Origin of the sequence: Serratia sp. (in: enterobacteria) (assembly GCF_052400455.1) — a bacterium.
GTDB lineage: Bacteria > Pseudomonadota > Gammaproteobacteria > Enterobacterales > Enterobacteriaceae > Serratia > Serratia ureilytica.
This window is the reverse complement of record NZ_CP185812.1, coordinates 4,107,847-4,127,446: the sequence shown is the minus strand read 5'-3', so window position 1 is coordinate 4,127,446 and position 19,600 is coordinate 4,107,847. Positions and strand designations below refer to the sequence as shown.

Sequence of the window (19,600 nt, the reverse complement as noted above, 5' to 3'; positions counted from 1 at the left end):
CGCCTGCATGGGGGCTTCATGCAGCAGTTGTTACAGCTTGTCGAGCAGCACAAGGCCGGTATGCCGGTCGGGATTTTTTCCGTCTGTTCCGCCCATCCCTGGGTTCTGAAGGCCGCGCTGCGGCAGGCTAAAAGCCGCGGCACGCCGGTGTTGGTGGAAGCGACCTCCAACCAGGTCAATCAGTTCGGCGGCTATACCGGCCAAACGGCGGCCCAGTTCCGCGATACGCTTTGGCGTCTGGCGGATGAGGTTGGCCTGGCGCGCGAGCGCGTGTGGCTGGGCGGCGATCATCTGGGGCCGAACGCCTGGCAGGATCGCCCGGCTCAGGAAGCGATGGCGCTGGCGGAAACGTTGATCGACGATTACGTTCGCGCCGGATTTCGCAAAATTCATCTCGATTGTTCCATGTCGTGCGCCGGCGATCCCTCGCCCCTGGGAGATGCGGCGGTCGCCGAGCGTGCGGCGCGCCTGTGTGCGGTGGCGGAACGCGCCTGGGCGCAGAGCGGCGGCGAAGCGCCGGTCTATGTGATCGGCACCGAGGTGCCGGTGCCGGGCGGGGCGCAGGAGGCGTTGGCGGGCCTGCAGGTCACCACGCCGCAGGCGGTGGCGCAAACGCTGGAAATGCACCGTATCGCCTGGCAAAAAGCCGAGCTGAACGATGCCTGGCAGCGAACCATTGCGCTGGTGGTGCAGCCGGGCGTCGAGTTCGATCACCACCGCGTCGAACGTTATCAGCCGCAGCGCGCCGACGCATTGAGCCATTTCATCGAACGGCAGCCGGGTATGATCTATGAAGCGCACTCTACGGATTACCAACCGCCGCAGGCCTATCGCCAGTTGGTGCGCGATCACTTCGCCATCCTGAAGGTGGGGCCGGCGCTGACCTTTGCGCTGCGAGAAGCGCTGTTCGCCCTCGATCGCATCGAGCGTGAATGGCTGGGGGAACGCCAGTCGTCGCAGCTGCGCGCCACGCTGGAACAGGTGATGCGCGAGCAGCCGCAGCAGTGGAGCCGCTATTACCACGGCACGCCGCACCAACAGTATCTCGATCGCCACTACAGCCTGAGCGATCGGGTGCGTTACTACTGGCCGCAGCCGCAGGTGCAGCAGGCGGTCGACGGCTTGCTGGATAACCTGCGCCGCAACCCGGCGCCGTTGGCGCTGCTCAGCCAGTACCTGCCGGATCAGGCGAGGGCGCTGAACGCCGGCGAATTGAGCGCCGATCCGCAGGAGTGGGTGCTGCATAAAGTGACGCAGGTACTCGACGATTACCACGCCGCCTGTTACCCGGAGGGCCGCTAGCATGCCGAACATTTTAATGACCCGCATCGACAATCGTCTGGTGCACGGCCAGGTAGGCGTGACCTGGACCAATACCCTCGGCGCCAACCTGGTGGTGGTGGCCAACGACGAGGCCGCCGCCGATCCGGTGCAGCAGAACCTGATGGACATGGTGGTGGCGGAAGGGGTGCAAACCCGTTATTTCACGCTGCAGAAAACCATTGACGTGATCCACAAGGCGGCGGATCGGCAGAAGATCTTTCTGGTGTGCAAAACGCCGCAGGACGTGTTGACGCTGGTGCGCGGCGGGGTGCCGATCCGTTTCGTCAACGTCGGCAATATGCACTTCGCCGAGGGGAAGCGGCAGGTGCACAAAACGGTGTCGCTGGACGACGGCGACGTGGCCGCGTTCCGCGCGCTGGCGGAACTGGGCGTGGAGTGCGAAGTGCGCCGGGTGCCGGATGAAGCGGGTGAGGCGATCGGCAAACTGCTCTTTTGAGCCAGGGGGAAAGCATGTTGACGGATGCGTTATTGATTGCGCTGTTGGCCGGGCTGGCGGGGGTTGACCTGTTCGACGGTCTGACCCACTTCCACCGGCCGGTAGTGATGGGGCCGCTGGTGGGGCTGATTTTGGGCGATGTCTATACCGGGTTGCTGGTGGGCGGCACGCTGGAGCTGGTGTGGATGGGGATGGTGCCGTTGGCGGGAGCCCAACCGCCTAACGTGGTGATCGGCGGGGTGATCGGCACCGCATTCGCCATTCTGACCAAAGCCGATCCTAAAGTGGCGATCGGCGTGGCGGTGCCGTTCTCGATCGCGGTGCAGGGCTGCATCACGCTGCTGTTTACGTTGTTCTCGCCGATGATGCACCGCTGCGATCGCATGGTGAAGGAGCTGAACTGGCGCGGCATCGAACGGGTGAACTATCTCGGCATCGGCATTCTGTTCATCTTCTATTTCGTGGTGGCGTTCCTGCCGATTTACTTCGGCGCCGATGCGGCCAGCGCCATGGTGCAGAAAGCGCCGGGCTGGCTGCTGGACGGGCTGGCGGTGGCGGGCGGCATGATGCCGGCGATCGGTTTCTCGCTGCTGATGAAGGTGATGATGAAAAAAACCTACGTAGCCTATTTTATCCTCGGTTTCATCTCGGTCACGTTTCTCAAGCTGCCGATCCTGGCGGTGGCGCTGGGCGCCCTGGCGATCGCTTTGATTGATTTCTTCAACACGCAACGCGGCGCGGCAGAGGCGACGGCCCGGCCCGCTCCGCAGGAGGACGCCGAAGATGGCATTTAACGATTCCGACGATCTGCTGGCGCAAAAGGCCGAGCAGCGTATGGCGCAGGCGCTGGCCACCAGCCAGGTGGAGCAGGACGACTATCTGGACAGCCGGCCCGCCGAAGCGCTGACGCGCGGCGACATCAACCGCATGGCCTGGCGTTCGCTGCTGCTGCAGGCGTCGTTCAACTACGAGCGCATGCAGGCGGGCGGCTGGCTGTATCAGCTGATCCCCGCGCTGCGCAAGATCCACCGCAACCCGCAGGATCTGGCCAACTCGATGAAGATGCACATGGAATTTATCAACGTGCACCCGTTCGACGTCACCTTCCTGTCCGGCCTGGTGCTGGCGATGGAGCAGAACAAGGAAAAGATCTCCACCATTCGCGCGGTGAAAGTGGCGCTGATGGGGCCGCTCGGCGGTATCGGCGACGCGCTGTTTTGGCTGACGCTGTTGCCAATCTGCGCCGGCATAGGCGCTTCGCTGGCATTGGAAGGCAGCCTGTTCGGGCCGATCGTCTTCCTGCTGCTGTTCAACCTGTTCCACTTCGGCCTGCGTTTTGGGCTGGCGCACTACGGCTATCAGGCCGGCACCAGCGCGCTGGCGCTGCTGAAGACCCATACGCGGCGCATTTCTCACGCCGCTTCCATTGTCGGCATGACGGTGATCGGCGCGCTGGTGGCCTCGTACGTGCACCTGTCCACGCCGCTGGTGATGCATGCCGGCAAGGCCAGCGTGGCGCTGCAGACCGACGTGCTGGACAAGTTGATGCCCAACTTGCTGCCGCTGTGCTTCACGCTGCTCATTTTCTTCCTGATGAAGCGCGGATTCTCGCCGGTGAAGCTGATTGGCGTCACGGTAGCGATCGGCGTGGCGGGCAAATTTATCGGCATTTTATGAGGAGCGGGATATGCCAGGCATTGTGATTACCGGCCACGGCGGCTTTGCCTCCGGGCTGCTGCAGGCGGTGGAACAGGTGGTGGGGCCGCAGCGACATTGCGCGGCGGTCGATTTCCCCGAACAGATGAGCACCGCGCAGCTCAGGGACGCCTTACGCTCGGCGCTGGTCGCGGTGGCGCAGCCGGACGGCGTGGTGTTCCTGACCGACATGCTCGGCGGTTCGCCGTTTCGCAGCGCCTGTGAACTGGCGGATGCGCGGGGTGATTGCGAAGTGCTGACCGGCGTCAACATGCAGCTGGCGGCGGAAATGATGCTGGAACGTGACGGACTGAGCCTGGATGAATTTCGCGAGGTGGCGCTGGCGTGCGGTAAACGCGGCCTGACCAGCCTGTGGCATGAACGCCGCCGAGTGAAGTGCGAAGACGCGCAGGCCGACGGCATCTGAACGAAAACCGGGCGCGGGCGCGCCCGGCTCCATGAGTTAGGCCGGCAATGGACTCAGCGCCAGACGCGCCGGTTGGTCTTCGCCGCGGCTGAAGCGCCAGCAGGTCTGGTGGTATTTCGCCACGCTGTTGCGGTGCGCCACGCTGACCAGCGTCACGTCCGGCAGTTCATCCACCAGCAGGCAGTACATCAGTTGCTCGGTTTCGTCGTCCAGCGCGCTGGTGGCCTCGTCGAGGAACAGGATGCTCGGGCGAATCAACAGGGCGCGGGCGAAGGCCAGCCGCTGTTGCTCGCCCGGCGACAGGCGATGGCTCCAGTTGGCGGAGGTGTCCAGCCAGCGCTGCAGGTGCTTCAGGCGGCAGTTTTCCAGCACCCGCATCAGCTGCGCGTCGCTGTATTCCGACGCCAGGCTCGGGTAGCTCAGCGCTTCGCGCAGCGTGCCGATCGGAATGTAGCTGCGCTGCGGCAGGAACAGCATGTTGGCGTTGCCCGCTACCCTGATGGCGCCCGCGCCGTAAGGCCAGATACCGGCGATGGCGCGCAGCAGCGTCGACTTGCCGCAGCCGGAAGGCCCGACGATCAGCAGGCGATCGCCGCGTTGCAGCGTCATCTCGGCGCCGGTCAGCAGCGGCTGGCCGTCGGGCAAGTGCAGGCTGAGGTTGTCCAGCGTTAACGGATGGGCGGTCTCCTCCCGCAGTTGAATGCCGCGCGGCTGATGGTGAACCTGATCGACGGCGGCGTTGAAGCCGGCCAGACGGTTAACGCAGGCTTTCCAGGTCGCCAAATCGTTAAACGCGTCGATAAACCACGACAGCGCGCCCTGCACTTGGCCGAAGGCCGAGGCGATCTGCATCAGGCCGCCCATCTGGATGGCGCCGGAGAAGTAGCGCGGCGCTGCCACCAGCAGGGGAAACACGATGGCGAACTGGCCGTAGAAGTTGGTGGCGATGTTGAGCCGCCGGGTGATGCGCATGATCGCCCACCAGTTGCTGCGAATGGTGTCGAAACGGTCGCCCAACTGCTGCGCCTCGCGCGGTTCGCCGTGGTACAGCGCAATGGCGTCGTTGTTTTCGCGGATGCGGATCAGGCCGAAACGGAAGTTCGCCTCATACCGTTCCTGGTTGAAGCCCAGCATGACCAGCGGTTTGCCGACCCACCAGATCAGCAGCGATCCCAACACCGCATACAGCAGCGCGAACCACACCATATAGCCGGGCAAGGTGATGGCGTGTTGCCCGAGCGCGAAGGTCATCGGCCCGCTGACGTGCCATAAAATGTCGATAAAGGAAAACAGCGTCACCAGGCTGGAGAGCAGCCCGAGCGACAGCGACAGGGTATATTGAGTCAGCACGTTGAGATCTTCAGCGATACGCTGATCGGGGTTATCGACGATCTGCTGCTGCTCGGTGTGGTAATACGCCTGGTGCGCCAGCCATTTTCCCATGAACCTTTCCGTCATCCAGCGCCGCCAGCGCATCTGCAGCCCCTGAGTCAGGTAGATCTTGTAGACCGCCAGCACGATGAAGATCAGCGCCAGATAGGTAAAGCGCCACAGCTGCGCCTTGAATACCGGGTAGTTTTTGTTCTGCAGCGCGTCGTAGAACACCTGGTTCCACTGGTTGATCTGCACGCTGATATAGACCAGGCCGAGCGACAGGACGACGATGGCGATCAGCATCATCCAGGCGCGCCATCGTTCCTCCGACACCCAAAAGGGTTTGATCAACTGCCAAATGGCGTGTCTCTGCAAGGGGGTTGCGTTCATAACGGCTCGATAATTGCGATATTTTGTTCAGCATGGGCTGCGGGCCGGTAACAAACAAACCGCGACTGTAAGCAGTTTTGACTCCGCTAACCGTTTGAAATAAGGCGGCTGAATCGCCGGCGGCGCGCAGGTGAGCGCAATTGCGGCATACACTCCGGCGCCGGGCGGTTATACTGGCGCCGAATTTTTGCAGAAAGGATAAACGATGAAGGCTTGGTTTCCCCTGTTGCTGACCTGCGGCGTCTTCGCCAGCGCCCGGGTCTGGGCGCACATTGACGAGCCGGACATCGCCGCCGACTGCCAAAAGGTGGCGAGCTACGCCGAACTGGGAAAAAAGGCCTATCAGCGCCAGGATTACGCCAAAGCCGCCGACATCTTTCGCGATCAGGCGGCCTGGAGCGAGTTTTGCGGTCTGAGCGAGCAGGCTGTCGCCACGGCTTACAACAACGTGGCGCTGTCGCTGATGCACGCCGGTGAATTGCTCAAGGCGCAGGCCTATCTGGCGCTGGCGCCGCACGATGACAAATCGCAGCACAACATGAGTCTGTTGCGCCAACGCCTGGCGCAGCGGCCGCAGCCGCAGGGGCCGGGCGGCGTGTACTGGCAATACGCCGGGCGCGGCGTGTGGAGCGAAGTGGTGGTGAAGCCGCAGGGCGAGCGCTGGCTGATCGATTTTTCCGGCTACGCCATGCCGCAGATGGGGCTGTATTACGGCCCGAACATGGGCGACTTCACCGCCGAGCTGCCCATTGAGCACGGCAAGGCCGTCTACCATCAACATGACTCGGAAAGCGCGCAGGTCTGCGACGTGACGATGGCGTTTGGCGAGCAAGCGCTGGAGATGCATACGCGGGGGGATTGCGGGTTCGGCCACAATGTGCGGGCGGAAGGGCGGTTCGTGCGGGTCGAATGACCCGCCCCGGTGGCCGGGGCGAGAAGGGTTACGCCAGCGCGGCGGCGCCCAACAGATTCTTCCAGGCTTCCACATTGCCCAGATAATTGCCGGCCGGCAGCAGGTGCAGCTGGCCCTCGCTATCCTGCAACGCAAAGGTCGGGAAGCCCTGGCCCTGCACTTTGGCCAGCAGCGCCCGGCTTTCCGCGATGTGTTGCGCGGTCGGCGCACCGCTGTTGAAGCGCATTTCGGCGATAAACGCCGCCGAAGGCAACCCCAGCTCTTTCGCCAACGCTTCCAGCACCGGCGTGTCGGCGATGCGTCGCCCTTCCTGATAGTGCGCCTGCTGAATGCGGTGCAGCATGTCCAGCCCGCGTCCCGCCAGTTTTTCCGCCGCCAGGATAGCCGTGATCGGCGGCTCGGAATCCATCACCGCCGTGGTGTCGCGCAGCAGGCCGTTGAAATAGGCTTCGCCGAAAGGCTGGCCCGTCATCTCGGCGATGCGCTTGTCGTGCGGAATGACGTAGTTGCGCCATTCGTCGGTAATCTGACGGCGGTTGTTGCCGGTCATCATGCCGCCGGCGTGCGGCACGACCTTCAGCCCGGGGAGGCTCTGAGCCGCTTTCACCAGCGGCGCGGCGCCGTAGCACCAACCGCACAGCGGATCGAAAATGTAATGCAGAGTGGTTTCGGTCATTTTTACTCCTCGCTTGGCGCGCGGCAAGCCGCCGCGGCGCCAGGGCTGGTTCAATCACGCTCGGGCGCTTATTGCGGCCACTTCATCTCGCCTTTCAGCACTTTCGCGCTCAGTTCCAGGCTCGATTCGTCTTTCAGCGTCGGGTAGTGCTTTTTCATCGCTTCAATCAGCGCGGTGGAATCCTTGGCTTTCGGCAGTTCGGCTTCCAGCGTGGTCAGGTATTTTTGGGTAAAGTGCACCGATGCCAGCGTCTGTGCGGCACCCGGCAGGAAGTGGCCCGGCACGACGACCTGCGGCTTCAGCGCTTCGATGTTTTTCAGCGTCTGCTGCCAGTGCTGGCGCGATTCTACGCTCTGGTTATCGGCGATCCACGGATGGATATTGTCACCGGCGACCGCCACGCCGCCCACGACCGCTTTCAGCGCCGGGATCCACACGAAGGTGCGATCGGGAGTCGGGCCGTTCAGGCCTTTCACTTCCACTTTTTGACCGTCGATGGTGAAGCTGTCGCCCTGCAGCGGCTGCGGCACGATCACGGTTTTCGGCGCGTTGTCTTTCAGGATTGGGCCCCAGTAGGCGATTTTGCCGTCTTTGGTGGCGTTAATGTCCTTGATGGTGCCAGGCGAAGCGATGATTTTCGCCTCCGGGAAAGCGGCCTTAATCACGTCCAGACCGAAATAGAAATCCGGATCTGAGTGGCTGATGTAGACGGTGGTCAGTTTCTTGCCGGTCGCCTTGATCTTTTTCACCAGCTCTTCGGCATCGTTGCGCTGGAACTGTGCGTCGATCAGCGCCACTTCGTGTTTGCCGCTGATGATTTCTGAAGACACCGGGAACACGCTTTTCTCGCCCGGGTTATACACTTCCATGGTCAGGGTATCGGCAGCAGTGGCGTAGGTGCTCAGGGTGGCGACGCCGGTGAAGGCCAGAGTTAACAGTGATTTCTTAAACATGGGCAGAGGTCCTTAGGTATCGGTTAATGTTGTAATGATGTTAGGTTGCATAAAGCGATAGAAAAACCGGATAATAAGCAATTATTCGTTGCACAAATCGGACTAATCATGGATCGCATTACCGCCGCTGAGGTTTTTGTCACCATCGTCGATCGCGGCAGCATGATCGCCGCTGCGGAAACGCTGGAGATGTCGCGCGCGATGGTCACTCGCTACCTGGCCCAGATGGAGCAATGGGCCGGGGCGCGTTTACTGCACCGCACTACCCGTAAGCTTAGTCTGACCGACGCCGGTGAGCGTACTTTGGAGCGCTGCCGACAAATGTTGGCGCTGGCGGGGGAAATCGATCTGGTGGAGGAAGGGCAGAGCGACGAACTGCGCGGCCTGCTGCGCATCACCTGTTCGCAATCGCTCGGACAAACGGCGCTGGTGGGGGCCGTCGCCCAGTATCTGAAGCGTCATCCGCAGGTGGCGGTCGATCTGCAGATGAACAACCGGGCGGTGAACCTGGTGGAAGAGCGCATCGATCTGGCGCTGCGCATCACCAATGAGCTGGATCCCAACCTGATCGCCCGGCCGCTGTCCACCTGCGCGTCGGTGGTGTGCGCCGCGCCCGCTTATCTGGCGGCGCACGGCACGCCGCGCCAGCCGCAGGATCTGGCGTTGCACAACTGCCTGACTTATTCCTATTTCGGCAAAAGCCTGTGGCATTTCGACGCTCAGGGGGTGAAATCGGCGGTGGCGGTCAGCGGCAACCTGAGCGCCAACGAATCGGTGGTGCTGATGGCCGGTACGGTGCAGGGGGCGGGCATTTCCCTGCAGCCCTACTATTCGGCGGCGCCGCTGTTGGCCAGCGGCGAACTGGTGGAGCTGCTGCCGGGTTACCGGCCGCAATCGATGGGCATCTACGGCATCTACACCTCACGCCGACAAATGCCCGCCACCTTGCGCACCATGCTGGACTTTCTGGTGGAATGGTTCGCCAGCGATCCGCAGTGGCAGGCGACGCTGCGCTAAGGCTGCGGCAACATTCCCACGCCGTTTTCATCGTTTGACGGCGGCGGCCAGGCGGGCGGAGAACAGTGCCGCCTGTTGATGCAGATGGTCGATAAAGGCCGCCACCAGCGCCGATGAAGGGCGGTGCAGCGGCCGTATCAGGCTGACGGTGAACGGCACGTCGATGCTGAATGGCCGCACGTGCACGCCGCTGCCGGCATAGTCGAGCGCCGTCAGCGGGTTGACGATCGAGACCCCCACGCCGGCTCTCACCATGGCGCACACCGACGCCGCGCTGTGCGTTTCCATCACCATGCGGCGCTCGACGCCCTGCTCGGCGAACAGCGCATCGAGCAAGTGGCGATAGCTGTCGGTGCTCGACAGGCTGATAAAGTTTTGCCCGGCGAAATCCTGCGGCGTCAGTTGGCCTTTCGCCAGCAAAGGATGGCCCGCCGGCAGCACGCAGACCTCATTCAACGTCATCAGCGTTACCCGCTCGGTGCCCGCCGGCGTCAGGGTGGTTTCCGTCAGCCCCAGATCGTGGCGCTGGGCCGACAGCCACTCTTCCAGCAGCGGCGATTCTTGCGGGATCACGCTGAAGCTGACTTCCGGGTAACGTTCGATAAAGGGCCGGCACACCGCCGGCAGCAGCGATTGGGAAAATACCGGCAGGCACACGATCGACAGCTGCGCCTGCTGAAACTGGCGAATGCCGGCGGCGGCGTTGACGATGCGATCGAGGCCATAATAGGAGCGTTGCACCTCTTCGAACAGCCGTAGGCCCTGCACCGTGGGGGACAAGCGCCCGCGAACCCGATCGAACAGCTGCAGCCGAATCAGCTTCTCAAAGCGCGCCAGCTCACGGCTGACGGTGGGTTGCGAGGTTTGCAGCAGGGCCGCCGCCTCGGTCAGGTTGCCGGTGGTCATCACCGCCCGAAAGATTTCTATCTGCCGCAAAGAGATGCTGTGCATGACGAGGCTGCTCGACTGTAGAGAAAGCTATATCATAAATGAATAGACTACGGCTAAATAGATATTTTCCACCCGATTCAGCGTGCGGCACTATGGCCTTATCTGCCGTTACTTTCGAATTGGGAATATCGCCATGCCACGCCCGTTGCACGACACCTCCACCGCGTTGAACGCCGCTAACCTGCTGGCCTTGCCGCAGCGCTTCGGTTGCCCGGTCTGGGCTTATGATGCCGACATCATCAGCCAGCGCATCGCTCAGCTGCGCCACTTCGACACTATCCGTTTCGCGCAGAAAGCCTGTTCGAACATTCATATTTTGCGCCTGATGCGCGAGCAGGGCGTGAAAGTGGATTCGGTGTCGCTCGGCGAAATCGAGCGGGCGTTGCAGGCCGGTTTTCAGCCGGGCGGTGAGCCGAGCGATATCGTGTTTACCGCGGACGTATTGGATCATGCGACGCTGGCGCGCGTCAGCGCATTGAAGATCCCGGTCAACGCCGGTTCCATCGATATGCTGGATCAGCTCGGCCAGGCTTCCGCGGGGCATCCGGTGTGGCTGCGCATTAATCCGGGGTTTGGCCATGGCCACAGCCAGAAAACCAACACCGGCGGCGAGAACAGCAAGCACGGCATCTGGTATGCCGACCTGCCGCAGGCGGTGGAGAAGATCCGCCGCTACGGCCTGAGGCTGATCGGCGTGCATATGCATATCGGCTCCGGCGTCGATTACCAGCATCTTGAGCGCGTCTGCGATGCGATGGTGCAGCAGGTGATCGATCTCGGTCATGACATCAGCGCCATTTCCGCCGGCGGCGGCCTGTCTATCCCGTATCAGTACGGCGAAGAGGCGATCGATACCGAACACTATTTCGGTTTGTGGAACCGGGCGCGTGAGCGCATCGCCGCGCATCTGGGGCACCCGGTGCAGTTGGAGATTGAACCCGGACGTTTCCTGATGGCGGAGGCGGGCGTATTGGTGGCCGAGGTGCGGGCGGTAAAAGACATGGGGAGCCGCCACTTTGTGCTGGTGGATGCCGGTTTTAACGATCTGATGCGCCCGGCGATGTACGGCAGCTATCACCATATTTCGCTGTTGCCGGCCGATGGGCGCGACACCTCGGAACAACCGCTGCGCGGCACGGTGATCGCCGGGCCGCTGTGCGAATCCGGCGATGTCTTCACCCAGCAGGCGGGCGGCGGCGTGGAAACCCGCGAGCTGCCGCCGGTGCAGATCGGCGATTATCTGGTGTTTCACGATACCGGCGCCTACGGCGCATCGATGTCCTCCAACTACAACAGCCGTCCGCTGTTGCCTGAAGTGCTGTTCGAAAACGGCGAGCCGCGTTTGATCCGCCGCCGCCAAACCATCGAAGAACTGATCGCGCTGGAACTTATCTGATAAGCGGGCGGGCGCTTTGCGCCCGCTTTACAGCGTCATGCGGCGGTGCTGGCCATTGGGCAATTGCACATCCAGCGATAGCGTGCCGCCCATCGCCTCGATATAGCGTTTGAGCGACGACAGCTTTATTTCGCTGCCGCGCTTTTCCAAATTGGCGACGGAGGGTTGGCTGATACCGAGCCGCTTCGCCAATTCAACCTGAGAGACCGCCAGCTCTTCCCTCAGCATTGCCAGCCGCAGTTCGAAAATTTCCTTGTCCGCCTTTTGCCTGGCTGCGGCAACGACGGCGGGATCGAGCTTGTCGATCAGTTGGGATAACGGTTTGGCCATCTGCACTACCTCCGGGTTGCCAGATAATGTGAAAATTCCATGGCAGCGATGGGCAACATGCGCTGGTAAAAGCGTTTGTCGCCGGTTTTATCGCCACCGCACAGCAATACTGCTTGCCGCTGTGGGGCAAAGGCGAAAAACACCCTGAAAGGGCGCCCGCGATGTTGAACGCGCAACTCCTTCAACTGCCGGGCCGCTTCGGAAAAATGCAGCGTATCGGCGTGCGGCCGCGCCAACTGCGGGCCGAACGTTGTAATTTGAAGATCGCCGCCAGGATGCTTGTTTGCTGGGCGTTGTTCAGCGCCAAAAACCAGTCGTCGAATCGTTCGACGGTCACCACTTGCCACATGATGCGCTTCGAATATAGCGTTTATGCTATATAGCGTAAAGGTTATTGTGCCAACAATCTGCACGAACGTAGGGAGCGGAAAAAATCCAAAAGCGAGAAATGCGGCGGGCTGCGCAATCTGAGCGCATGGGTGACGGCTCACCCATGCGGCGGCATGATTACGGCTGTTCGTGCGCGTTGTTGAGGGTGGCGACCGAGTGGCGGCGCACCAGCGTTGGGCTGAACATGTTGGTGATTTCCGGCAGCGGTTGCCGGTTGGCCAGCGCCAGCGCCAGCTCCGCCGCCTGGGTGGCCATCGCCACGATAGGGTAGCGAATGGTGGTCAGGCGTGGGCGCAGGTAGCGCGAAATCAACACGTCGTCGAAACCGATCAGCGAAATTTCTCCCGGTACGTCGACGCTGTTATCGCTCAGCACCGACAGCGCGCCGGCGGCCATCGGATCGTTATAGCAGGTAATGGCGGAGAACGAACGGCCGCGGCCGAGCAATTCGGTCATCGCCTGTTCGCCGCCGATCTCGTCCGGTTCGCCGTAGGCGATCAGCTTTTCATCCACCGCAATGCCGTGTTCCTGCAGCGCGTCGAGATAGCCTTGCAGACGATCGGTGGCGTCGGAAATCTGGTGGGTGGAGCAGATGATAGCGATGCGCTGGTGCCCTTGCTGGATCAGATGACGGGTCGCCAGCCAGGCGCCGTAGCGATCGTCGAGCGCCACGCAGCGCGTTTCAAACCCCGGCAGCGTGCGATTGATGAGCACCATGCCCGGGATCTGTTGCATCCAGCCGCAAAGTTCCTGATCGCTCAGCCTTTTGGCGTGCACCACCAGCGCTTCGCAGCGGTGCCGCACCAGCTGTTCAATCGCCTGACGCTCTTTTTCGGCGTCGTGGTAACCGTTGCCAATCAGCAGAAAATTGTGGGTGGCGTAGGCCACCTGCTCGACCGCCTTGACCATCGTGCCGAAGAAGGGATCGGAAACGTCGGAGACGATCAGCCCCAGCGTCTCGGTGGATTGCTGCGCCAGCGCTCGTGCGTTGGCGTTAGGGTGATACTGCAGCTGTTCCATGGCGGCCTGCACCGCAGTGCGCGACCCTTCGCTGGCCTTGGGGGAATTGTTTATCACGCGGGATACCGTGGCCACGGAAACACCCGCCAGCCTGGCAACATCCTTTATCGTAGCCATATCAGTCAACACATCCTGGGTAATCGCTTACATCCCCCAGTTTTGCGGAAAAAAACCGGGGCTGCAAGCGGTCTCGTGCGCAACTTGTGGTGGCGGTTGCAGAATCTCTTCGAGTCTGTACGCATAACCGACTGCTACCGAACGATAGCGCAATTTGTACGTTGGCACTGGCGACGGGCTGAGGTAACGTCTGTGCATTCCGATTTGCGCCGAGAACGCCATGTCCATTAAACGCTATCCGCAGCTCGCCCATTGGGGCGCTTATACCGCCGTGGTTGAAGACGGCCGGCTTATCCGTTGTGAACCCTTCGTCGACGATCCTGACCCTTCGCCGCTGCTCGATTCCATCGTCCCGATGGTCTACTCCGATAAACGCATCTGCAAGCCGGCGGTGCGCCGCTCGTGGCTGCAAAAGCGCGAGGGCAGCGACCGGACGCTGCGCGGCAGGGAAGATTTCGTCGAGGTGGACTGGGAATTGGCGCTCGATTTGGTGGCGCAAGAGAATCGCCGGGTGCGCGAGCGTTACGGCGCCTCCGGGTTGTTTACCGGCTCTTATGGCTGGTCGTCGGCCGGGCGGCTGCACCATGCCCGCTCGCTGGTGCGGCGGTTCTACTTCAGCGGCGGCGGCGGCGTCGATCAGCAGGGCAACTACAGCTGGGGCGCGGCGCAGTTCTTTCTGCCGTATGTGATCGGCACTTTTTCGCCCTTGACCGGGCGCGTCACCAGTTGGCCGAGCGTGGTGGAGCATTGCGAGCTGTTTGTGGCGTTTGGCGGATTGGCGCTGAAAAACGCTCAGGTCTCTTCCGGCGGCGCGGCGGAACATGCGCTCAAGCCCTGGCTGCAAAAGCTGGCGCGCAAGGGCACGCCGGTTATCAACATCAGCCCGATGCGCGATGATTGTCCCGAGTTTGTCAACGCGGAATGGATCCCGATCCGGCCGAATACCGACGTGGCGCTGATGCTGGCGCTGGCTTACGAAATCCAGCGGCTGGACGCGCAGGATGAAGCCTTCCTGCACAGCCACTGCGTGGGCTATCAACAGCTGGCGGATTACCTGAACGGCGCCGGTGACGGCGTGGCGAAAACCCCCGTTTGGGCCAGCGCCATTACCGGCATTCCGGCGGCGCGCATCGCGCTGCTGGCGCGGCAACTGATCGGCGTGCGCAGTTTCATCACCTGTTCCTACTCCGTGCAACGCGCGCATCGGGGGGAGCAACCGTATTGGATGATGATCGCGCTGTCGGCGATGCTGGGCCAGGTGGGGCTGCCGGGCGGCGGTTTCTCGTTCGGCCACGGTTCGATGAACGGCGTCGGCAATCCGCGCGTGGATACGCCTGCGCCGACCATGCCGGTAGGCGAAAACCCGGCCGGGCTGGCGATCCCGGTGGCGCGCATCTGCGACATGCTGTTGCACCCCGGTGAGGCCTATCAATTTTGCGGTGAGACGCGGCATTATCCGGATATCCATTTGGTGCACTGGGCCGGCGGCAACCCGTTCCATCATCATCAACAGTTGAATCGGCTGGTGGAGGGCTGGCAGAAGCCGGACACGGTGATCGTTCAAGATATCTGGTGGACGGCGGCGGCCAAAATGGCGGACATCGTGTTGCCGGTCACCAGTTCGCTGGAGCGTAACGATATCGGCGGCTCGTCGCGCGATCGCTACGTGTTGGCGATGCATCAGGCCATTGCGCCGCAGCATCAGGCGCGCAACGATTTCGATATCTTCGCCGATCTGGCGGAGCGTCTCGGCTATCGTGAGCGCTTTACCGAGAATCGCGACGAGCGGGCCTGGATCGAAGCTATCTACCGGCAATGCGGCGCAGCGCAGCAGCGCGCCGGCGTCGCCTGGCCCGAGTTTGAGGCCTTCTGGCAACGGGGCTATGTCGAGCTGCCCGCGCCGGCTAAAGAGTTCGTATTTTTTGACGCGTTCCGCGCCGATCCGCAGGCTAACCCGCTGCAAACGCCCAGCGGCAAGATAGAGCTGTTCAGCGAGCGGATCGCCGGCTATCGCTACGAAGATTTCGCTCCGCATCCGCAGTGGCGGCCGCCGGTGGAGTGGCTGGGCGCGCCGCAGGCCAAAAACTGGCCGCTGCACCTGATCTCCATTCAGCCGAGCGATCGCCTGCATAGCCAGATGGATCCGGCGCCGCTGGCGCAGGGCAACAAGACCGCCGGGCGAGAAACCTTGTACATGCATCCGGACGATGCGGCGCCGCGCGGCGTGGCGGACGGCGCCGAAGTGCTGGTCAGCAACGCGCGCGGCAGCTGTCTGGCGGGGGTATCGCTCACCGATGGCGTGACGCGCGGCGTGGTGCTGATGGCGACCGGTGCCTGGTTCGAGCCGGGTTTCGACGCGCAGCGCCGGCCGGTCGAGCAGGCGGGCAACCCGAACGTGCTGACGCTGGATATCGGCACCTCGCCGCTGACGCAGGGGCCGAACGCCATGAGCTGCCTGGTCGAGGTCAGCGCACGATGAGCGAAGATGTCACGTCTGGGTCACTGGCTCGTCGTTGTTATATTTATTTTCGTCGCTGCGGGAAGGTTTAAGTTTCATTGAGTTATTACAGCAGATCGTGGGAAATTTACAGCTGGTTGCATTTGGAGCAGAACTCTTGCGATTCGCCGGTAGTTTCCTGCACGCCATCTCTCTAGAGTAGGTGATCCCAGAGGTATTGATTGGTGAGAAATCAGCGTGCCTTGCATGCTGAAGCCATTTTCAATTGCACCAACCTACGCGGATGCGTAGGTTTTTTTTTGCCTGCCATATAGTATTCTTTTCCCTACAACGATTTACGCCTCCATGGCCAAGGGAGAAGGGCATGATCTTTTCACTGCTGCGCGCGCTGTTTCGCCTGTTGTTTCGGGTACGGGTCGAAGGGGACGTCCAGCACTTCGAACGGCAAAAATTACTGATTACGCCGAACCACGTCTCTTTCCTCGACGGCGTACTGCTGGCGCTGTTCCTGCCGATAAAACCGGTGTTTGCGGTCTATGCCAGTATCGGCGAGAGCTGGTTTATGCGCTGGCTGCGGCCTTACATCGATTTTGTCTCGCTCGATCCCACCAAGCCGATGGCCATCAAGCAACTGGTGCGCATGGTCGAGCAGGGACGGCCGATCGTGGTGTTCCCTGAAGGGCGCATCACCGTGACCGGCGCGCTGATGAAAATTTACGACGGAGCGGCGTTTATCGCCGCCAAATCGGGCGCGACCGTGGTGCCGGTGCGGATCGATGGCCCGGAGTTCAGCCCGTTTGGCCGCATGGCCGGGGTGTTCAAGATCCGCTGGTTCCCGCAAATCAGCATCCGCATCTTGCCGCCGACCACGCTGCCGATGCCGGAAGCGCCGCGCGCGCGTGAACGCCGGGCGCTGGCGGGCGATCGGCTGATGCAGATCATGATGTGGGCGCGCATGGAGACGCGCGAGCCGCAAACGCTGTTCCATGCTTTGCTGGCGGCGCAGCACCGCTATGGGCGCCGCAAGCCTTGCATCGAAGACATCGCTTTCAAAGAAGACAGTTACCAGACGCTAGTCAAGAAATCGCTGGGCGTCAGCCGCATTCTGCAGCGCTTTACCGCCGAGGGGGAGCACGTTGGGCTGCTGTTGCCCAACGCCACCATTACCGCGGCGGCGATCTTCGGCGCTTCGCTGCGCAATCGCATCCCGGCGATGCTCAACTACACCGCAGGCGCCAACGGCCTGAACAGCGCTATGACGGCCGCCGGCATCAAGACCATCGTCACCTCGCGCCAGTTTCTGGAGAAAGGCAAGCTGACCCACCTGCCGGAACAGGTGCCGCAGGCTAACTGGGTGTATCTGGAAGATCTGAAAGAGACGGTCACGCTGGCGGATAAGCTGTGGATCCTGCGTCACTTGCTGCAGCCGCAGCGCGCGGCGTTGCCGCAACGTCCGGAGGACCCGGCGCTGATCCTGTTCACGTCCGGATCCGAAGGCCATCCCAAGGGCGTGGTGCATTCGCACGCCAGCCTGCTGGCCAACGTAGAACAAATCCGCACCATCGCCGATTTCACGCCGCGCGACCGCTTCATGTCGTCGCTGCCGCTGTTCCACTCGTTCGGCCTGACGGTGGGGCTGCTTACGCCGCTGATCACCGGCAGCCGCATTTTCCTCTACCCCAGCCCGCTGCACTATCGCGTGGTGCCGGAGCTGGTGTATGACCGTAACTGCACGGTGCTGTTCGGCACGGCGACCTTCCTTAACAACTATGCGCGCTTCGCGCATCCGTATGATTTTGCCCGCCTGCGCTATGTCGTGGCCGGCGCGGAGAAACTGGCGGACAGCACCAAACAGATCTATCAGGACAAATACGGCATCCGCATTCTGGAAGGCTATGGCGTGACCGAGTGCGCGCCGGTGGTCTCGATCAACGTGCCGTTGGCGACCAAGGTGGGCACCGTCGGCCGTATCATGCCGCAGATGGAGGCGCGTCTGATCGCGGTGCCGGGTATTGATAACGGCGGCCGTCTGCAGCTGAAGGGGCCGAATATCATGAAAGGCTATCTGCGGGTTGAACGCCCCGGCGAACTGGAGCCGCCGGCGGCGGAAGATGCGAACGGCGTGCTGCAGCCGGGCTGGTATGACACCGGCGATATCGTCAGCCTGGATGAGCAGGGTTACTGCACCATTCGCGGGCGCGTGAAGCGCTTCGCCAAGCTCGCGGGCGAGATGGTGTCGCTGGAGAGCGTCGAATTGCTGGCGCAACGGCTGTCGCCGGATAAACTGCATGCCGCCACGGTCAAAAGCGACAGCAGCAAAGGCGAGGCGTTGGTGCTGTTTACCACCGATCCCGCCATTACCCGCGAGGCATTGCTGCGGGTGGCGCGCGAACTGGGCAGCCCGGAGCTGGCGGTGCCGCGCGATATTCGTCTGTTGAAAACGCTGCCGGTGCTCGGCAGCGGCAAACCTGATTTCGTCACCCTGCGTCATATGGCCGAACAGCCGGAGAGTGCCTGATGAATCCTTCGACCGAATCCCCTTTGTTGTCACGCGGCATGATTGCGGTGATCAGCGCGCAGTTCCTTTCGGCGTTCGGCGACAATGCGTTGCTGTTCGCCACGCTGGCGTTGATCAAGCAGCAGCTGTATCCGGACTGGAGCCAGCCGATCCTGCAGATGGCCTTTGTCGCCACCTATATCATTCTGGCTCCGTTCGTCGGCCAGATCGCCGACAGCTTTGCCAAAGGGCGGGTGATGATGTTCGCCAACGCCCTGAAATTGGCGGGGGCATTGGTGATCTGTTTTGGGGGTAATCCGTTTCTGGGTTACAGCCTGGTCGGCGTGGGAGCCGCCGCGTATTCACCGGCTAAATACGGCATTCTGGGCGAGATCACCAGCGGCGAGAAACTGGTCAAGGCTAACGGCCTGATCGAGGCTTCGACCATTGCGGCCATTCTGACCGGTTCGGTGGCCGGTGGTATTCTGGCGGACTGGCACGTGGCGGCGGCGCTGGCGGCCTGCGCGTTGGTTTACGCGGGAGCGGTGGTCGCCAACCTGTATATTCCGCGTTTGGCGGCGGCGCGTCCTGGCGCTTCGTGGCGTCCGCAGGCCATGACGCACAGCTTCTTTGCTGCCTGCGTTACGCTGTGGCGCGATGGACAGACGCGTTTCTCATTGATTGGCACCAGCCTGTTTTGGGGGGCCGGCGTGACGCTGCGTTTTCTGCTGGTGCTGTGGGTGCCGGTGGCGCTCGGCATCGCCGATAACGCCACGCCAACGCTGCTGAACGCCATGGTGGCCGTCGGCATCGTGGTGGGCGCGGGTGCCGCCGCGCGCTTCGTCACGCTTAAAACGGTGAAACGCTGTATGCCGGCCGGGATCCTGATCGGCGTCGCGGTCGCGGTGTTTGCGCTGCAAACGACCATGCTCAATGCCTACGTCTTGCTGGCGCTCATCGGCATGCTGGGGGGCTTCTTCGTCGTGCCGCTCAATGCGTTGCTGCAGGAGCGGGGCAAACATTCGGTCGGCGCCGGCAATGCGATTGCAGTGCAAAACCTGGGTGAAAACGTCGCCATGTTGCTGATGCTGGGCCTGTATTCTTTGGTCGTGAAGCTGGGCGTGCCGGTGGTGGGCGTCGGCGTAGGGTTTGGCGTGGTGTTTGCGCTGGCGATTAGCGCGTTGTGGTGGTCGCAGCGGCGGTGAAACGGGGCGCA

The 19,600-nt window shown here is 62.2% G+C and carries 17 protein-coding genes and 1 pseudogene; 11 read left to right on the top strand and 7 right to left on the bottom strand.

The window, feature by feature from the left end; translation table 11 throughout:
• Positions 1–18 precede the first annotated feature (18 nt).
• From ACORQT_RS19950 to agaF, 5 genes are read left to right on the top strand one after another with little or no spacing between them, the layout of a single operon-like run.
• The gene (locus tag ACORQT_RS19950) at positions 19–1,302 is read left to right on the top strand and encodes a D-tagatose-bisphosphate aldolase, class II, non-catalytic subunit (RefSeq protein ID WP_164057848.1); all 1,284 of its coding nucleotides are present in this window, start codon (positions 19–21) and stop codon (positions 1,300–1,302) included.
• Position 1,303: 1 nt separating this feature from the next.
• On the top strand, positions 1,304–1,780 hold the full coding sequence (gene agaV, locus ACORQT_RS19945) for a PTS N-acetylgalactosamine transporter subunit IIB (RefSeq protein WP_004931808.1): 477 nt from the start codon (positions 1,304–1,306) through the stop codon (positions 1,778–1,780).
• Between the two features lie 14 nt (positions 1,781–1,794).
• On the top strand, positions 1,795–2,574 hold the full coding sequence (gene agaW / locus ACORQT_RS19940; RefSeq protein ID WP_042785282.1) for a PTS N-acetylgalactosamine transporter subunit IIC: 780 nt from the start codon (positions 1,795–1,797) through the stop codon (positions 2,572–2,574).
• Positions 2,564–3,457 carry a PTS system mannose/fructose/sorbose family transporter subunit IID gene (locus tag ACORQT_RS19935; RefSeq protein WP_033644827.1) on the top strand — a complete coding sequence of 298 codons (894 nt, stop codon included), beginning with the start codon at positions 2,564–2,566 and terminating at the stop codon, positions 3,455–3,457. The genes agaW and ACORQT_RS19935 overlap by 11 nt, the downstream gene beginning before the upstream one ends.
• Before the next feature lie 10 nt (positions 3,458–3,467).
• Positions 3,468–3,902: a PTS galactosamine/N-acetylgalactosamine transporter subunit IIA gene (agaF, locus tag ACORQT_RS19930; protein ID WP_033644830.1), complete on the top strand. Its 435-nt coding sequence runs from the start codon at positions 3,468–3,470 to the stop codon at positions 3,900–3,902.
• Between the two features lie 36 nt (positions 3,903–3,938).
• Here agaF and ACORQT_RS19925 read toward each other — a convergent pair whose 3' ends face one another.
• Positions 3,939–5,666 (bottom strand): ABC transporter ATP-binding protein/permease, encoded by a 1,728-nt coding sequence (locus ACORQT_RS19925; protein WP_444859271.1) that lies wholly within the window; start codon positions 5,664–5,666, stop codon positions 3,939–3,941.
• Between the two features lie 205 nt (positions 5,667–5,871).
• Between ACORQT_RS19925 and ACORQT_RS19920 the strand changes: the two genes are divergently transcribed.
• Positions 5,872–6,579, top strand: a complete 708-nt coding sequence (locus tag ACORQT_RS19920) for a tetratricopeptide repeat protein (RefSeq protein WP_444859270.1) — start codon at positions 5,872–5,874, stop codon at positions 6,577–6,579.
• Positions 6,580–6,607: 28 nt separating this feature from the next.
• Here the strand turns inward: ACORQT_RS19920 and ACORQT_RS19915 are convergent, their stop codons facing one another.
• Both ACORQT_RS19915 and ACORQT_RS19910 read right to left on the bottom strand, forming a co-directional pair.
• The gene (locus tag ACORQT_RS19915) at positions 6,608–7,255 is read right to left on the bottom strand and encodes a DsbA family protein (RefSeq protein WP_033644834.1); all 648 of its coding nucleotides are present in this window, start codon (positions 7,253–7,255) and stop codon (positions 6,608–6,610) included.
• 68 nt (positions 7,256–7,323) lie between these two features.
• Positions 7,324–8,208, bottom strand: a complete 885-nt coding sequence (locus ACORQT_RS19910; protein ID WP_033644835.1) for an MBL fold metallo-hydrolase — start codon at positions 8,206–8,208, stop codon at positions 7,324–7,326.
• 108 nt (positions 8,209–8,316) lie between these two features.
• Here ACORQT_RS19910 and ACORQT_RS19905 point away from each other — a divergent pair, with 108 nt between their 5' ends.
• Positions 8,317–9,225, top strand: a complete 909-nt coding sequence (locus tag ACORQT_RS19905; RefSeq protein WP_033644836.1) for a LysR family transcriptional regulator — start codon at positions 8,317–8,319, stop codon at positions 9,223–9,225.
• A gap of 27 nt (positions 9,226–9,252) precedes the next feature.
• On the opposite strand, the gene ACORQT_RS19900 is transcribed toward ACORQT_RS19905, so the two are convergent.
• Positions 9,253–10,176, bottom strand: coding sequence for a LysR family transcriptional regulator (locus tag ACORQT_RS19900; protein ID WP_089197383.1), 924 nt, complete (start codon positions 10,174–10,176; stop codon positions 9,253–9,255).
• 133 nt (positions 10,177–10,309) lie between these two features.
• On the opposite strand from ACORQT_RS19900, the gene lysA reads away from it, so the two are divergent.
• Entirely contained in the window at positions 10,310–11,572 is a 1,263-nt protein-coding gene (lysA, locus tag ACORQT_RS19895) for a diaminopimelate decarboxylase (protein ID WP_089192198.1), read from the top strand.
• Positions 11,573–11,599: 27 nt separating this feature from the next.
• Here the strand turns inward: lysA and ACORQT_RS19890 are convergent, their stop codons facing one another.
• From ACORQT_RS19890 to galR, 3 genes and pseudogenes are all read right to left on the bottom strand, one after another.
• Entirely contained in the window at positions 11,600–11,902 is a 303-nt protein-coding gene (locus ACORQT_RS19890; RefSeq protein WP_025304078.1) for a helix-turn-helix domain-containing protein, read from the bottom strand.
• Positions 11,903–11,907: 5 nt separating this feature from the next.
• Positions 11,908–12,251, bottom strand: a pseudogene (locus ACORQT_RS19885) (type II toxin-antitoxin system RelE/ParE family toxin).
• Positions 12,252–12,409: 158 nt separating this feature from the next.
• Entirely contained in the window at positions 12,410–13,429 is a 1,020-nt protein-coding gene (gene galR, locus ACORQT_RS19880) for an HTH-type transcriptional regulator GalR (protein ID WP_444859269.1), read from the bottom strand.
• Between the two features lie 220 nt (positions 13,430–13,649).
• Here galR and ACORQT_RS19875 point away from each other — a divergent pair, with 220 nt between their 5' ends.
• From ACORQT_RS19875 to lplT, 3 genes are all read left to right on the top strand, one after another.
• Entirely contained in the window at positions 13,650–15,908 is a 2,259-nt protein-coding gene (locus ACORQT_RS19875; protein ID WP_089192197.1) for a molybdopterin guanine dinucleotide-containing S/N-oxide reductase, read from the top strand.
• A 343-nt stretch (positions 15,909–16,251) separates the two neighbouring features.
• Complete coding sequence (gene aas / locus ACORQT_RS19870) at positions 16,252–18,405, top strand: bifunctional acyl-ACP--phospholipid O-acyltransferase/long-chain-fatty-acid--ACP ligase (RefSeq protein WP_089192196.1); 2,154 nt, start codon at positions 16,252–16,254, stop codon at positions 18,403–18,405.
• The gene (gene lplT, locus ACORQT_RS19865; RefSeq protein WP_089192195.1) at positions 18,405–19,589 is read left to right on the top strand and encodes a lysophospholipid transporter LplT; all 1,185 of its coding nucleotides are present in this window, start codon (positions 18,405–18,407) and stop codon (positions 19,587–19,589) included. Before aas ends, lplT begins: the two co-directional genes overlap by 1 nt.
• The last annotated feature ends 11 nt before the right edge of the window (positions 19,590–19,600 follow it).

Coding starts and splice junctions, on each gene's coding strand:
- ACORQT_RS19950 (WP_164057848.1), top strand. CDS start 19: ATGCAGCAGTTGTTACAGCTTGTCGAGCAGCACAAGGCCGGTATGCCG.
- ACORQT_RS19900 (WP_089197383.1), bottom strand. CDS start 10,176: ATGCACAGCATCTCTTTGCGGCAGATAGAAATCTTTCGGGCGGTGATG.
- ACORQT_RS19915 (WP_033644834.1), bottom strand. CDS start 7,255: ATGACCGAAACCACTCTGCATTACATTTTCGATCCGCTGTGCGGTTGG.
- agaV (WP_004931808.1), top strand. CDS start 1,304: ATGCCGAACATTTTAATGACCCGCATCGACAATCGTCTGGTGCACGGC.
- ACORQT_RS19910 (WP_033644835.1), bottom strand. CDS start 8,208: ATGTTTAAGAAATCACTGTTAACTCTGGCCTTCACCGGCGTCGCCACC.
- lysA (WP_089192198.1), top strand. CDS start 10,310: ATGCCACGCCCGTTGCACGACACCTCCACCGCGTTGAACGCCGCTAAC.
- ACORQT_RS19925 (WP_444859271.1), bottom strand. CDS start 5,666: ATGAACGCAACCCCCTTGCAGAGACACGCCATTTGGCAGTTGATCAAA.
- ACORQT_RS19875 (WP_089192197.1), top strand. CDS start 13,650: ATGTCCATTAAACGCTATCCGCAGCTCGCCCATTGGGGCGCTTATACC.
- agaF (WP_033644830.1), top strand. CDS start 3,468: ATGCCAGGCATTGTGATTACCGGCCACGGCGGCTTTGCCTCCGGGCTG.
- ACORQT_RS19905 (WP_033644836.1), top strand. CDS start 8,317: ATGGATCGCATTACCGCCGCTGAGGTTTTTGTCACCATCGTCGATCGC.
- ACORQT_RS19935 (WP_033644827.1), top strand. CDS start 2,564: ATGGCATTTAACGATTCCGACGATCTGCTGGCGCAAAAGGCCGAGCAG.
- agaW (WP_042785282.1), top strand. CDS start 1,795: ATGTTGACGGATGCGTTATTGATTGCGCTGTTGGCCGGGCTGGCGGGG.
- ACORQT_RS19890 (WP_025304078.1), bottom strand. CDS start 11,902: ATGGCCAAACCGTTATCCCAACTGATCGACAAGCTCGATCCCGCCGTC.
- lplT (WP_089192195.1), top strand. CDS start 18,405: ATGAATCCTTCGACCGAATCCCCTTTGTTGTCACGCGGCATGATTGCG.
- aas (WP_089192196.1), top strand. CDS start 16,252: ATGATCTTTTCACTGCTGCGCGCGCTGTTTCGCCTGTTGTTTCGGGTA.
- galR (WP_444859269.1), bottom strand. CDS start 13,429: ATGGCTACGATAAAGGATGTTGCCAGGCTGGCGGGTGTTTCCGTGGCC.
- ACORQT_RS19920 (WP_444859270.1), top strand. CDS start 5,872: ATGAAGGCTTGGTTTCCCCTGTTGCTGACCTGCGGCGTCTTCGCCAGC.